The following is a 14,948-nucleotide window of genomic DNA, read 5'->3' on the forward strand; positions in this document are numbered from 1 at the left end:
CCCCTATGGACCGCGCGTGGCATGCCACCGCTTTTCCTTCTCGCCACCCTATACCCTCCAAGTGACGAGGAACATGGTATGCGAAGACCACGTCGCTGCATTCCGGAGGGGGGAAACGTCCGGGGACGGACGTCGCTACAACTTCGCAGTCTTGGTAGAGGCTGAAGTTAACAGGTTCTCGCGCCCCTCCCGAGCTTTCTCACGAATGGGTCAATCGCACACGATAAACCAGTGCGGGCTGCCACGTCGCCCTGCAACAGACGAACAGATCTCGCAGTTCCGTATCGCTGAGGCTTTCGTAGTGAACACTGACCGACAGGAGGGGAGTATCCGCGCCAGGCAAAGCGGCCTCAAGATCAGCGGGAGTGAGAACTGGGTGCTGGTGGAGCTGCTGCATGATCGCTTCCAGCAGCCTTTCCACTGAGTGCTCCACAGCCGGCGGTGCATCGCCATGAAATGTCACTACATACTGAATTTCCAAAGGAATGGCTGGTTCGGAAACCAAACTCGGGCGAGGATGAGCCTCTCGGATCGACGTCGGCACTGCGGCACGAATGAGCGCCACATTCACCCGGGCTGTTGGATTGGCGCTGGGAACGAACAGCTCAGCTCGCGCGAGAGGTAACGTGGTGACCTCCACCCCCATTGGAATGGCCTGGGCCACGATCCGTTGGAGGGCGAGCGAGACGGCGGCAATGCGATGGGGTGTGGTCATAGCCAATGGTCAGATATTTCCCAAGTGCACCGATCTCCACTCGCAGAAATTATACACGCTGTTCATTGAGTTGAGAATCATGCGCAAGCAGGCCATCGCACAACCCTGAAATTTCTCCCCCTGCCCCTGAAGGAGACGATGCAGAAGGCGTCGGAGCGCAGGGGAGCTACACCCCCGTGGACTCGCCCCCTTGTCCCCTAGAACAAGGGGTTGGAGTCTTCTTTTAGTCAGCCAATCGTGGCTATTTGCGAGCGACTTTGTTGCGGCTGCTGGTGCGCTTGGCACTTTTCGCCATTCCCGCAGGATGCAAAATCACCTTGGTCCAGCCAGCGTCCCGGGCATCGAAATGCTTGTAGGCATCCGGCGCTTCCTCAAGGGCGAGTTCATGCGAGACAATCCAGGAAGGTTTGGCGCGCCCGGCATGGATAAGCTCGCCAAGGTAGCGGTTGTAAGCTTTGACGTTAGCCTGGCCAGTGCCCACCTTTTGGCCTTTAGACCAAAACAGTCCGAAGTCGAAGGCGAGTTTGCCTTCCTTGCCCAGCTCGTCGGGACACTTCGGATCCTCGGGTACAAATACCCCTACCACACCAATGCCGCCTGTGGCGCGCACAGACTTCACCAAGTCGTTCATGGTCGCATTCGGAACTTCATGTCCGGCCGGATCGTGGCACTGGTAACCCACACACTCACATCCACGATCAGCACCTTCGCCGTCGGTAAGCGCCAGAATTTGCTCTACCGCTGTGCCTTTGGAGTAGTCGATCGGGATGGCTCCAATCTGTTCTCCCAAAGCCAGCCGATCCGGGTGGGCGTCCACGATAAAGACTTTGCTGGCACCCTTAATCATGGCTGAGTGCGCAGCCATTAGGCCGACGGGGCCACATCCGTAGATGACGACAGACTCGCCGGCTTTGACGCCGGCCAGTTCCGTAGCGTGCCAGCCAGTGGGGAAGATGTCGGAGAGCATCACATAATCCGTTTCCAATTCCTGGGCGTCCTCAGGAAGCTTGAGGCAGTTGAAGTCGGCGTAAGGAACTCGCAGATACTCAGCCTGACCGCCGCTGTAGGGTCCCATGCCGGCGAAGCCGTAAGCTGCGCCCGCCGTGCCGGGATTCATGAACAGACAAGCACCTGTGAAACCACGCTCGCAGTTCTTGCAGAAGCCACAGGCAACATTGAAGGGTAGACAAACCCAATCTCCGACCTTGATGCGAGCCACGGCCGCACCCACCTCCAACACTTGTCCTAGATTCTCGTGACCAAGAATTTTTCCCTCCTCGACATTCGTCCGGCCTTCATACATGTGGAGGTCGGAGCCGCAAATGTTGGTGCTGGTCACCTTAATTAGCGCATCGGTGGGCATTTCGATCTTCGCGTCGGGGACATTCTTTATTCGAACGTCATGAGGACCATTGTATATCAGTGCTTTCATTATTTTGATTTATTGGGGTTTAGGGGCCGAGGATCGAGACCTGGACACCCGTCCGTCCAAATGCCCGGCGCGGCACGGCCCCCGATTTGCCTAAAGCCTGCACCTCCTGGGAAACGCCCGCCGTTGGCAAAAGTTCCTGGGCCGCCACAGCCGCGCTGGCGACGCCCACTTTTTTAATGAAACGGCGACGATTGTCCTGTCCCCATATGTCTTCTGGTCTCGAGTCAGTATTCATAGTTATCGCGAGCTTTGTAGCGTCCGTAAATCAGGCTGCACGCGGGCCGAGACCGACGCTATAGGGTCTTTTACCCATCCGCCTGAGTTGCCTACTCAGCTCCCTTACCGGGAGATCTCCACCACACATCCGCGTTCGACATCAATTCAGCTCGATCCACAAACTCCTACATGCTGACCCGCTCCTGCCCATGGAGCCGGAGTCGCAGCCACGCCTCGTCCGGCACAGGAGGGATCAGGTGAGTCGCGGGGGACATGGCACGGAAAGGAAAAAGCGCGCGCAACGTCTCGACCGGCAGGCGCTGCGATCGGTTGGACTCAAACGGGGGGAGCTGCGACCGGAAGTCTCGTCACTTCGTCTCCTACAGAACCGAGAGGCCTCACGAGGCTGCAGACGCAACCCAGTCCGGGCACATCATGACCACGTCAGGGTCGCCTTAACGGGGCGACTGTTCATCGTAGGCCGCTTATTTCGACTTCCACGCCGACTTCAGGTCGTAAGCCTCCAGTTTGCTGAACTTCACCGCGCCGCTCTGCACCCCAACGCTGAGCGTGCGGTCGGCGGGTTTCGGCTGGAAGGGCATGGGCACGTAGCACAAACCGTCGCTGGCGAAGACCTCGAGGCCGGTGCGGTCGCAGTAGATCGTGAGGCGTTGCTCGCTACCCCTCAACGGAGCGGGTGTGCGATGTCCGTTGACGGTGAGTTCCTGCTTCGTCGCGTCATAGGAGATCACACATCCGCGGACGTTGAAGGTGACTTCGCTGCCATCGGCGGGCGTAAACTCGGCGCGAAGCTCGACGAGTTCAGCGTTTACTGGGGCGAGCGGGTTTGGGCTGGCTGACGTCAGGGTGCCGGCTTTGACGCGATGGGTCTTGGCGCGCAGCTTCGCGAGTTCCTTCACGGGCGTGAAGGTCAGACGCGGGCCGTCGGCGGTGGAGAGGAGCTGAAGCTCGAGCGGCACGGTCATGGACTGGTTGAACGGCATCCCTTTCGTCTCGGTCTGGAACCAGCCGATTTGAATGCGACGTCCGTCGCGTTTCGGGATGTCGCTGAAGGTTTGCGGCGCGTAGAAGCCGCGGCCGCGGTGCCCGGGCAGCTTGGATTGTTCGGGGCTGAACTTCGTGCCATCGAACGTGCCAATGGCGTATTCGCTGTTCGCGCCGAGCAGAACCCACTTCCTGTTCGAAGAGTTGCCATCCACGGGCAATTCGAAGAAATCCGGACACTCGAAGAGGAAGTTGCTGCCCGGGATGCCGTCCGTGATGCTGGCAAGTGTCCAGTCGCGCAAATTCGGCGACGTGAAGAAGTGGATGGTGTGCTTCTTCTGCCACTCGACATAGAGCACCATCACCCAACGCTTCGTCGGCTCGTGCCACATGACCTTCGGATCGCGATTGCCGCCGGTAATCTGCCTCACAACAGGATTGCCGCTGTACTTGGTAAACGTCCGCCCGTCCGTGCTGTGGGCGATGCATTGCACGGTGGGATTGCCAGCTGCCGTGTAGATCAAAACGATCGGCGGCTTGCCATCCTTGCCGAAGCCGCTGGTATTCCTCCAGTCAACAACGGCGCTGCCGCTGAACATCGGTCCCATGTCGTCCGGGGCGAGTTTGTCGCCCAGTTCCTCCCAATGAATCAGGTCTCGGCTGACGGCATGACCCCAGTGCATGTTGCCCCACGGCCAGCCGTAGGGATTGTGCTGGAAGAAGAGATGATACTCGCCGTTGTGGAAGACCATCCCATTCGGGTCGTTGTTCCAGCCGCGCTTCGGCGAGAAATGAAACTGTCCGCGCAACGGTTCGCGGTAGAGATTCTCTGCGCCCTTGATTTCGTCGCTCTGCTCGATCGCGCTCAATGCCGTGGAGTCTTCCGGCAATCGATCGACTTGCACCGTGACCGTCCTGCCGCGCCAGGCGCTGACGTCCATTGGCGCCCACCAATCCGGATCGCCATTCGCCAGACCGATGTCGTTGCGGACTTCCACCCGACCATCAATGAACGTCGTCACCTTCCGCGTGGGACCGTTTTTGATCGGCAGATTCAGGTAACGCTTCTCAATCTTGAAATCGCGTTTGGCATTCGTGACGAGGCCAGGGGGCCTGCGATCCGTCTGGACAAGGTGATCCACATTGATGTGCCCCCAACCACCCGTGGCGTTGTCGATGATTTGGATCTTCGCATTTTGACCGGCGAACTCGCCAACGTCCCAAGACTCCGGCGCAAGCATCTCGCTGCCGCCAGGCTGGTCGTTCGGGCCGGTCGCGCTGCGAACGATCTTCCCGCCCACCAGCAAGTTGAGGGCAAGTTTCTCGGTGCTCTTCCCCCCGCCGATCAGGAATCCAATGTAGCGGCGCTCGATCTTGAACTCCGGCGAGGTCAGCGAGCCTGTCGTGGCGTCTCCCTTGAAGAAGGAGTTGACCAGGCCTTTGCCCTGGAAGCCATCCACGTGCATCTGTCCCGGCAAGGTGCCCTTGGCCGGAGCTGGTCCGAAGGCTTCACCTGTGACCGTCCAGGGCGCATAGCTATCGTTCTCGAAGGTGGCGATGACGATGTCATCCGCTGCGAGGGCCGAAGCGATGGAAACGAACGCAAGGAGCGTCGTTGTGAGCTGGGTCTTCATGTGTGGGGTTGTCGGTTGAAATTAAGAGAGTGCGGTTTCCTTCACGGCATCCTGCGCCAAGGCCAGCGCGCCGCACACGCCCGCATCGTCACCGAGTTCTGGCGGCACGATGTAGCTGGCAATACCCCGCTCACTCACAGCGTGCGAGGAAATATAGCCTCCCAACGCCGCGCGGAACGCCGTGCGCAACCGATCGAAGAACACGGCCTCGCCGAGCAGGCCGGCCTTCCGGACGCTCCCTCCCAGCAGGATGCGTTGCGGCGAGAGCACGCAGGCAAGGTTCTTCAACGCATGCGCCATCGTGAAAATCACATCGCCCCAGGCTGGATGGTCAGGTGCGAGCAACTCGGGGGGCGCTCCCGCGCGCGCAGCAATGGCCGGCCCAGAACAGAGACCCTCCCAGCAAGGACCGTGAAATGGACACTGGCCCGGGAAGGCATCGCCCGGACGTTGCGGCACGCTGATGTGGCCCATCTCCGGATGCACCAACCCATGAAGCAACCGTCCGCGGGCCATGCCACCGCCTCCAATGCCGGTCCCGACGGTGATGTAGATAAAATCCTCCAGCCCACGCGCTGCACCCCAGCGCGCCTCACCCAGAGCTGCACCATTCACGTCTGTGTCGAAACCAAGCGGCAGCCCCGGGAACGCCTGACGCAGCGGGCCGAGGATATCGGCATTCTGCCATCCCTGCTTAGGAGTGGTCGTAATGAAACCATAGGTCGGCGATGTCACATCCAGGTCGACCGGGCCGAAGGAGGCGACGCCCAGGCCGACCAGCGGACCATACTTCTTCTGTTGGGTGGAAAACCACGTCACCACTTCACGCATGAGTCTCGCCGGATTGTCTCCCGTAGCAAACTGCGCCCGCTCCAGGAGCGTCGCGCCGGAGCTGTTGCCAATGGCGCAGACGAACTTTGTGCCACCGGCTTCAATGGCACCGACGATAGAGTTTTGCTGCACGCTCATGACTTCATCATTTCCTCCACACGCAGAGAGTCCAATCAGAAAAAGTGCTTTTCGGACAACTGGGGCATCATTCACTTCCTCGGGTGAGTTCCTGAATCTGCGGCCGAGAACCCGCAGGGTTCGAAGAGCTTAGCCGGGGCGTGGAGCGCAGCGACACCCCCGGGCTTTCGGCCCCATTTTTATAGCACCCTGAAAGGTGTGCCACCGGTCAGCGAACGGACTGACGAATGGATCACGTTCCTTGAGCAGGGGTGACGCAGGCCTCTGAAGCCGGTGGCATCGCTGCGCGATGCTCGATACTTCTAACGGCTCCGGGGGTGCTGGCACCCCCGGCTTATTTCTCTGAACCCTGCGGGTTCGGGCCCCCTAACAACCAGGTGAGTCGATGTCCAGGGCACACCAAAGTTGGCCATCTCCCTCCCATCCAAAAGAGCCTCTCCCGACCAATGCCAGGCCGACAATCAAGGCTCCGCAGGAATCAGTAGACGGTAGAAACGAGCAGCCCGAGCTTCAGATGGATCTATGACTACCCCGACATGGTTGGTGGTGCGGGGTAGGATCTGCTGGAGGAGTTGCCAGGAACCCTGTTGAAGTTCCTCACGGTGTTCCACCCGGTACGTGCGATTGGAAACGGCTTGAAAAAGCAGACGCGTTGGGGCTCCGGGTATCACCTGATCCAATCTCAGGTAGCTGGAGGCATTGGTCGGGTCGGTACCGGCGATGTACTCGGCCCGGTTGTTCAGGGTGTCTCCATCCGAGTCCAAAGCGCCCTCGCCCGGATTCGCGGGGTTGAACCCGTGCAGCGTTTCCCAAAAGTCCGGCAACCGGTCGCCATCTGAGTCCGCCAACACCGTCAAAGATGCGCTGGTCGAAACGACGCCTGTCAGGTTGGCGGCGTTCGCAGCGACAATGGTATAGCTGCCGGCGTTTCCAGGCTGCAGATTGTTGAGTGTGAACGTGACGGTGCCTGTATTGAGCACCTGGGTAGCCAGCGTGGAAGTTCCACGGCGCAATCGGAAGGTGACGGGGAAAGTGGCATCGGCCACAGCGGTGAAGGACACCGCATCCCCCTGCACGACCGACTGGCTGAGTGGATGAACCAGGTAGGTCGGACGGACCAGGACGGTCAGGAAGGCGAGCTGGCTCGGGCTGGAGCCGAACTCATCGGACACGATGACTCGATAGGGTCCCGTGGCAGCGATGGTGACGTTCGATAGGGTCAAGGTCGCGTTGGTGGCGTTGGGAAGATTCACCCCATCGAATTGCCACTGGTACCTCAGCGGGCCGCGGCCCCGGGCGGCAACGCTGAGAGTGGCGATGCCGTTGTTGGTGACGTTGCGACTGCGCGGCTGCTGGGTGATCGTGGCCGGTATCCGCAGGTTGAGCGTGGCGTTGGAGCTCACCACGGATCCCGCACTGTTCCACACGCTAACGCGATAGGTCCCAACGCTGCCGGGCTGCACGTTGGTGAGCAAGAGGGTCGAATGGGTGGCTCCCGAAATCTTCGAGTGATTGAACCACCATTGATAGTTCAAAGGAGGCTGTCCGGTGGCAGTCACGCTGAACTGGATATCGCGGTAAGCCACGTTCTCGAGGCTCACAGGCTGGCTCAGAATGACGGGGGCATCGCCGCTGTGCAGTGCCATGCCCGGAGTCGCTAGGGCAGCAGCCCAATGCAAACGTTCGTTGCCATAGAGGGAGCCTCCCAACCGTTGAAGGGAGGCCCCGGTGCCGTCAGCAGCCACGGGCCAGGGCTCACGGTCATCATAGCGAACTTCGTCCACGGTGATATAGGCAACGGGATTGGAGTCCGGAGCGGCAGGACGTTGGAGCTGCAATCGCTCGCCCTTGCTTTGGAGGCGACCGGCCCACGGCCCAAGAATCCGGATGCCGCTGGGCACCTGGAAACGGTCGCGAAAGGCCTGCGGATGACCTGCGGTGATGAGTAGCCGCTCCTCGGGCATTAAGGTGACGCCCGGAGGAAACTCAAAGTCGACGCCATTCAATCGCCAGGTGTTGGTGGAGGGCGGAGTGGGGTCGAACGAGACGATCCCGCTGGAGATGTTTTGGAGCTCCACAAAAGCATCCTCCGGAGCCGGAGGATTATAATGGATCTCGGTGAGCACCACGGGACCGATGCGTGGGCTACTGTTGACACCTCCAAACGTCCGGGTGGTCTGGGCCGGAAACGCTTCCTCCCCCGTGCTCAGAACGAGACGTCCCAACGACACGCCTTCCGGAGCCGCGTCGAAACTGAACCCGTGATCGTAGCCCGTGAGCTGGCCTGAGGCGTCTGCGGAGAAGAGATAGATCTGGTCGCCGCGGGAGCTCAGAGCGAACGCGTTGGTTGTGAGAGCTGGCTGATTGAAATGCGACTCATCGAAAACCGCAAAGCCACCGGGTGCCAGGGTCACGCCGTCCGGAATCCGGAACTTCCGCGGGAGCGCCGGATCATCAGTCAAGAACCAGCCGCCGATGTTCACGGTTAATTCCGTCGGGTTCCAGAGTTCTACGCTATCGAGAAGTGGCGCCGTGGCGGCCGTGAGGACTTCGTTGATGACGAGACGCGGGAGTCCAGTTGTCGGGTCATCATGGCCCGGTGAACCGCCGGCAGCCGTGCTGGCACGCCATGCGGATGGGGCGTCGAAAAACGCACCGTCCTCCGTCTCACGAGGCACGAGCGAGAATCCAAGCCCATCCGCCGAAACCGGCCAGGGAGCAGAGTCGCCATAGGTCATCTCCAGCACCAGGCCACGAACCGGATGAGTCAGCCGGAGCGTGTCGCCGTTATTGTTGAGTTGCCCGCGAAAAACGCCCGCGAACGGAATGCCAGGATGCCGAGACTTGAAGGCTTCCGCGTCGGAAACCAGGACAAGAAAACCGTTCGGACGCAGGAGCGTGCCTCGCGGGAAAGTGAAGTCGACTCCACCCGAAAGCTTCATTCGTTCCAGGTTCAGTGCACTCGAGCCAATGTTCTTGAGCTCGAGGAATTCCACACCATTGGTTTCGAGAGGATGATACATCACCTCCGTGAGGCGGAGAGCCGAATAATCCTGCGTTACGTAAAACGTTGCGTCGACCAAAGGGCTCCATTGGGTGCCATTCAATACTCGTGCGCTCACGATGGCTCCATCGGCCAGGACGATCGGCGCAGTGTAGGCCAATGCCTGGGAGGCGATCGATGTGGCTTGGCTCGGGTCACGTGGGTCTGAGCCATCGAGAGTGTAGTAGATCTGTCCATTGGTTGAGGTGAGGCTAAGCGCGTCGTTGGGCAGGATCAGGCCGCCATGTTGCGGCCAGCCATTGATATGGAAGACGGGGACGCCGATGGCTGGAAACAAGCCATCCGCCCGCAACTGGCTCAGAAACACGTTGAGCCGACCGGGGATGTAGCTATTGAGAATGCGGTCGCGTTCGCGAATCCATTCGACCTCTCGCGAGAAGGGAGGCTCGCGTTTCGAATCTCCCCACCGTGCTGATTCCGCCACGACGGCGCGATCCAGTTCCGCGGCCAGGGTGGAGTAGCGGGTGCTCAGCTCGGCCACCGTGAAAGGTCCGTCGTTAAAGAACAGCTCCTGCACCCGATCAGCGAAGCGCAAGCGGTATTCTGGATTGGAACGAAGCTTGTAGTGGAGAAGGCCCGGGTTCTCCGTGCCTTGACGCTCGCTCACGTCCTCCGTGACCGTCTCGAACGTGAACTCCGAGTCCCATCGCCAGAACCGGAATCGGCCGTCGGCAGTGCGGCGTTTGGAAGCGTAAAAGTTTTTCGGTTCTAGGGAGTTGGGGGGACCATTGAGCCAGCCCGTGGGACCGTCGCGATCGGCGCTATACAGAATGCCGATGGAGTAATCGATCAGTTGACCAATGTCGACCAGCTCACTCACCGCCGCATAATTGGTGGGATTCGCGAGGTTGCGGCTCGCCCGGACGAACAGTTCATCCCAATCGTCACGGGTGCCATTGATCAGGGGAGCGCTGGTGGAACCTCCGGCGCTAAGCCCCTTGAACACGTCATACTCTTCCTTGGATCCTCCAAAGTTGGCGGCGGCAAAGGACTCGTCGGGGCGTTCGTGAAGGTCATAGAGGCCCCAATACATGCCGTTCAGATAAACATGAACGGATTGGCTGTGAACCTTGGGTTGAAACTCGCCCATGGACTCCATGTCCCAGGTAAACCGGTTGCGCAGAAATTGAGAGTTCTCGATGCCGGTGGACCACCCCTGATTGTGGCCACAGGCGAGCAGAAGCGTGTCGAATTCATCGACCTCATAGTCGGCAAACAGGGGGAATCTCAGCTTAGGTGCTCCCCACCGATCCTTGAAGACGAGTCGGAAACTGTGTTTGGGCTGATGCGTCAGCCGACTGAAATTGCCATTGATCTGAATGCCGCAATGGATGGCGAAGCCTGAATCCACCCGGCGACCTTGATACTCGGGCGGGTAGAAGAACTCGATGGAAGTGCCCCGTTCCCAATCCTCTCCGCGGGCGGTGGCATTCTGATAAATGCCGTTCTCCCCAAACAGATCGTCTGGATTCATGACGACGGACACCGTGGGTAGATCCACCAGTGCCTGGGCGACGCTCCACGGCAGGCTGGGGTTGTTGACCACGTTCCGATCCATCTCGGTGTCCCAGTGAGCCCCCGGCGGAGCGGTGTTGGTCTGCTGGAGAATGTCTGCCGGAAAGAGGAATGTTTGTGTGACTGGCTCAGCAGGATCAAATCCCGGGAGGAAAGCGGAGGCGCGCAGGGTGGTTGTACGACCGATGAGAATCGGATCCACGTAGACGAGACTGTTGGTCAAGTTGGGCGCACGCCCGTCGAGTGTGTAGCGGATGGTCACCCCGGGAACGTCGCTCGTGATGGTGAGGGAGAACGGTGCGCTCTGAAATCCCCGGACGTGGTCAAAGAACAGGTTCGCTTGCACACGCCGGAACGTCCCCCCGTTCATGCGCCCAGGTGTGGAGTCAGCAAAGTAGCCACCGGCTCCAGTTCCGATGAGATATCGTCCTGCCGTCAGTTCGGGAAGGATCAGGAAGTCTGAGTCGGACGGGCTGAAGTTCAGTCCGTGGATGGCTAGAATATTGGTCCCCGCCGTCAACAGGTCCGTGTGGACGGAGATGTCGAACAGCTCGGGCCGCGCCGGGATGAACACGTCCGTGACGGTTTCAGGTGGCCCCCGGTTGTCGGCCACGGAGCGCGCAAAGAAGCTGCTTCCGTTCATCCATTGCCCTGGCACCCGTTCGGCAAACACGATGCCGTCGAAGGTATCGCCTCCGGTCGGGTTCTCGAGGGTCATCGCACTCCCGGCTTGTTGGCCGAGATTGTCGAGACTCAGCCAAACCACCAGCGTGCGCTCCCGGATGTTGGTGCGAATGACGCTGGATCGCATGAAATCATCGATGCCATCCAGAACGAGGCGGCCCTGCTCGATCTGTGCTCCACCGAAGAGCGTGCCGTGGGCGGATCCGACGCTGTCCCGGGCGGTTCCATCGTTGAAGGTCCATTGATGGAGAAGATTGGTGACCGGGGTGCTGACCAGTGCGTTGGTTCCCGGGGCGGGACCGGATCGAAAGAGGGACTGAACGCCTTGGCCATTGAGGGCGGAGTTGTACAGACGGGCTTCGTTGATCGATCCCGCGAGGAAACCATCGGCCCCAGTACGCGTGCCCCCTGGACCTAAATCTTCATGCCTTTTCCCAATCAGCACGTCGGCGACGTTCGCCGGATAGGATTGCAAGGTGCCTAAGGTGGCCGCCGAGGCCGGTGCGTAGATCTCCCCGTTTCGATAGATCGTGATGTTGTTTCCGGGACCGTAGCTGATGGCCACCATGACATCTGTGACGTCGCCATAGTCGCTGGCAGCGGAGGAATTCCAGGTGAGGTTGGGCGGCTGGTTGGCCCGTGCGACCTCCTGGCCGTTGAGGTAGGCCACGAACCCGTCGTCATAGCGCATGCGCAGGGCGAGTGAGTTAATACCCGACGGGCTTTCCACGAGGAATGGGATGCGTATGTAGACCGAGGTGTTCTCGTTGATGCCATCGTCGTCTCGATCGATGCGATGAGCGGCTGGCAGTGTTGGAGAGAGGAGGTTCAATCCCAGGAGCGATTCATAACCATGGCTGCGTTCATAACCGATCGCCGTGGTCCCTTGCACCCACGTAGAGTCGTCGAACGTGGGGAAAGACCAGTTGAGACCCAAAGACTCGTCAACCGGTACCCAGGCACGGGCGGCCCCACCGAGTGAAATCAACGCCGTGTCCGTACCCGTGGCCGCCTGACCATAGGCGACATCGGCGCGTTGAGGCGGAAAGAGGGGAGCGAACTCGGACACGCGGGTCGCGGCATCGGGTAGAAAAAGCCCAAGATATTCCCCATCGGCCGAGAGTCGAAAATTGGTATGCAACGGAGCCCCTGGGATTCGTCGGTTTTTCTCCGAAGCGAACACCACCAGGAACCGGCCTGGAGGTAAGTTGGTGGCGGGGAATCGCCACTTGGCTGGATTGCTCGCGTTATCGGTCAGGCAATAGTTGAGGAGGTTTACAGTCGTCGTGCCCGCGTTGTAAATTTCAATCCAGTCGCTGAAGTCACCATTCTCGTCGGCCAGTGACCTGGAGTTGTTAGCCATGAACTCGCTGATCAGCACGCTGTCGTTCGCGCGAGCCATAGGCCGTAACCCGCCAGTCCACGCCACCAGGAGCAGGACTATCAGGGAGGCGAGGGGCGACGCGAGGAGGCGTGACTTCATGGGAGTAGGATGAGGAGCAGTGCTGCTGAACAGCATTTCAAACCAGTTGTGCATCGATACCTCTGGGGAGGAACTAAACACTAAGCAGGAATCGGCCGAAAGCAAGCTGTTTGCCAGCGGGATTCCTCGGAATTGGCTGGGTCCACCACCCATCGATGGTGAACCCAGCGCAGCTCGAGCTTTCGGTCAACGCCCTAGTAACCGCCAGAATGCGGCGAGCGTTCGACTCGCCGTCCATCCTCGGGGACTTGACGGAACGTCAAACTCATTCGAGCCCCGATTTTCCGGGAGGCGCCCATGACGCCGTGCTGCCACTTGTGTTGGAGTTCTCGCGACATGAAAAACAAGGAACCATTCTCCAACGAGAACCGAAAACGCCGAGCCTTGTCATCGAGGCGGCGGAATGTGAGTTCCCGCACCGCCCCCAGCGACACGATGGCCACCCCCGTGCCCTCGATCATTTCGTTCACGTTGTCGGAGTGGAACCCCATCGTGGACTGGCCGTTCTTGTAAAAGTTAAGGAGGCAATTGTTCGGCATGAAACCGCGCTCGCCCAGTTCGAGCGAGATTCGACGACAGATCTCCATCAGGTAATCCGGCATCTCGATGCGGGGAAACACCAGGTGCGTCGATGTCCAGGGCACACCAAAGTTGGCCATCTCCCTCACATCCATGGAAGTATCCCACGTTGCGTCCCTCCGAGCCGAAGCCAGGAGCTCCTCAGGGGCGGAAATGAATCCAGGCAGAAATAGCGTCTCCTCGTCCAATTCGTTCCGGAGAAGTGCCAGGGTCGCGGCATCAGCCGCAGTTGAACCGTCTGAATTGAGTGCATTCATAGCGAATAGGTACGACTGTTCTTAGTTTGGTTGAGTGGGGAGTAACGTTTGATTACCGCACCAAGGCTTTTATGGGGGGGATGAGACCAACGATGGACTCAATCCTTGAGAGACCGGGGAGACCGAGTCGGCAAACCGGCTAGGAATCTCTAGCAGGCCGGTTGAGCCGACTGGAATATCTGGGAGGGGCGAGAATGTCCGCAGGAATGGTTCGCCCAGAACGCAAATAGCTGCAGATGCGCGAAACCCTCCGAAGTGAATCCCTGACGGGAACCGCTTCGGAGCGTCTCTAATCTGGATGCGAATGTCATGCAGGCGCTCATCGAACGTGCAGAACGTAACCGCTTACCCAAGCGGGGCCAACTTATACCTGCCAAGTGTCGGTATCTTGATCCTGATATCAGGATAACCCGATGGATGAACGTCCAGGGACGGACGTCGCTACAACTTCGGAATTCCCCTTGTAGGAGACGACGTCAGTCCTTGGACACCTCCACCCCCATTCCCCCCTTTGTCGGAATCTTCGTCGAGTTAAGTCCCCACCCCTTCGGCTGCCGAGACGAGCTACCGACCGGCCAGTCGACAAAGTTTCCGACAAAGGGGGGCAAGTCCCTCCGGGCACCACGGCACCGACCCTAGCACCAAAGGTGCGTCCCATCCCAGCCTGGGATGAAATCCCAGGAGAAAGCATCCACCCTATCGACAAGGGCTGAAGGCCCGCCCCATCCGTTCACTTTCGACCATCCCTGCCCCTCCATCGAGCCTATAACCTGACCCGAGTGCCGCGCTGGTATCGTCGGCGATCGTCATTAATCGCTGCTATGATTGACTGGTACCATTCCTGAGCGTCGGAGGGCGTAACGCCGTTGGCGGCTCGTTCAGCCTCGGCCTGGTTCGAAACCGTTAGGACAAAATGGGGTGTTGGCTCTCCCTCCGTTTCCTCACCCTGCCTGTGCTCGAGGCCCCCAAATGACTTAGTCAGCACGATCTTAGCTTCGTAGGGATCCTCGTTGATCAGCTGGAGCTGGGTTTCGAACTGGCTTACCGCCCCGTTGGACTCGCGGACGCCTATTCTCCACCGACTCGCTGGGATAGCCAGCAGTTCGGAGCGCAGAATGAATTGGGCAGAGAATCGAGCCGCTGCTTGTCGAGCCAGCGCCGTCGGCTCAGCCGCTGCCGACCCACTCTCGGCCAGCGAGGTCGACAAATCCCTTCCTGCGCGCAGTTGATGCAAACCGACAAGGATGCAATCCGCCAGATCGTTTGGCAGCTCGATAGGATGCGTTCAAATTGGGAAGAGAGCTGGGTCATGTGCGGGGTGGCGTCTCTCATTGATCAGGGATAATTGTAAGGGTAGCTAAGCCCACTGCCCTGCCCCGCTCAAGTGCGAAGCTG

General features: G+C 59.6%; 8 protein-coding genes. All 8 read right to left on the minus strand.

Going from position 1 to position 14,948, the window contains the following annotated elements:
- Window positions 1–199: 199 nt before the first annotated feature.
- Window positions 200–715, minus strand: coding sequence for a DUF4255 domain-containing protein (locus tag JNN07_00765; protein ID MBL9166252.1), 516 nt, complete (start codon window positions 713–715; stop codon window positions 200–202).
- 241 nt (window positions 716–956) lie between these two features.
- Entirely contained in the window at window positions 957–2,147 is a 1,191-nt protein-coding gene (locus JNN07_00770) for a glutathione-independent formaldehyde dehydrogenase (GenBank protein MBL9166253.1), read from the minus strand.
- A gap of 19 nt (window positions 2,148–2,166) precedes the next feature.
- Window positions 2,167–2,382, minus strand: a complete 216-nt coding sequence (locus JNN07_00775; GenBank protein ID MBL9166254.1) for a twin-arginine translocation signal domain-containing protein — start codon at window positions 2,380–2,382, stop codon at window positions 2,167–2,169.
- A 466-nt stretch (window positions 2,383–2,848) separates the two neighbouring features.
- Entirely contained in the window at window positions 2,849–5,002 is a 2,154-nt protein-coding gene (locus JNN07_00780; protein MBL9166255.1) for a glycoside hydrolase family 32 protein, read from the minus strand.
- Between the two features lie 21 nt (window positions 5,003–5,023).
- Complete coding sequence (locus JNN07_00785; protein MBL9166256.1) at window positions 5,024–5,971, minus strand: ROK family protein; 948 nt, start codon at window positions 5,969–5,971, stop codon at window positions 5,024–5,026.
- A gap of 461 nt (window positions 5,972–6,432) precedes the next feature.
- Window positions 6,433–12,717, minus strand: a complete 6,285-nt coding sequence (locus JNN07_00790; protein MBL9166257.1) for a lamin tail domain-containing protein — start codon at window positions 12,715–12,717, stop codon at window positions 6,433–6,435.
- Window positions 12,718–12,911: 194 nt separating this feature from the next.
- Entirely contained in the window at window positions 12,912–13,553 is a 642-nt protein-coding gene (locus JNN07_00795; protein MBL9166258.1) for an alpha-ketoglutarate-dependent dioxygenase AlkB, read from the minus strand.
- A gap of 763 nt (window positions 13,554–14,316) precedes the next feature.
- Entirely contained in the window at window positions 14,317–14,760 is a 444-nt protein-coding gene (locus JNN07_00800; protein ID MBL9166259.1) for a hypothetical protein, read from the minus strand.
- Window positions 14,761–14,948: the final 188 nt, after the last annotated feature.

The sequence above is a fragment of the Verrucomicrobiales bacterium genome (assembly GCA_016793885.1).
In the GTDB taxonomy this organism is placed as follows: Bacteria; Verrucomicrobiota; Verrucomicrobiia; order Limisphaerales; family UBA11320; genus UBA11320.

Coding starts and splice junctions, on each gene's coding strand:
- JNN07_00790 (MBL9166257.1), bottom strand. CDS start 12,717: ATGAAGTCACGCCTCCTCGCGTCGCCCCTCGCCTCCCTGATAGTCCTG.
- JNN07_00785 (MBL9166256.1), bottom strand. CDS start 5,971: ATGAGCGTGCAGCAAAACTCTATCGTCGGTGCCATTGAAGCCGGTGGC.
- JNN07_00780 (MBL9166255.1), bottom strand. CDS start 5,002: ATGAAGACCCAGCTCACAACGACGCTCCTTGCGTTCGTTTCCATCGCT.
- JNN07_00795 (MBL9166258.1), bottom strand. CDS start 13,553: ATGAATGCACTCAATTCAGACGGTTCAACTGCGGCTGATGCCGCGACC.
- JNN07_00770 (MBL9166253.1), bottom strand. CDS start 2,147: ATGAAAGCACTGATATACAATGGTCCTCATGACGTTCGAATAAAGAAT.
- JNN07_00775 (MBL9166254.1), bottom strand. CDS start 2,382: ATGAATACTGACTCGAGACCAGAAGACATATGGGGACAGGACAATCGT.
- JNN07_00765 (MBL9166252.1), bottom strand. CDS start 715: ATGACCACACCCCATCGCATTGCCGCCGTCTCGCTCGCCCTCCAACGG.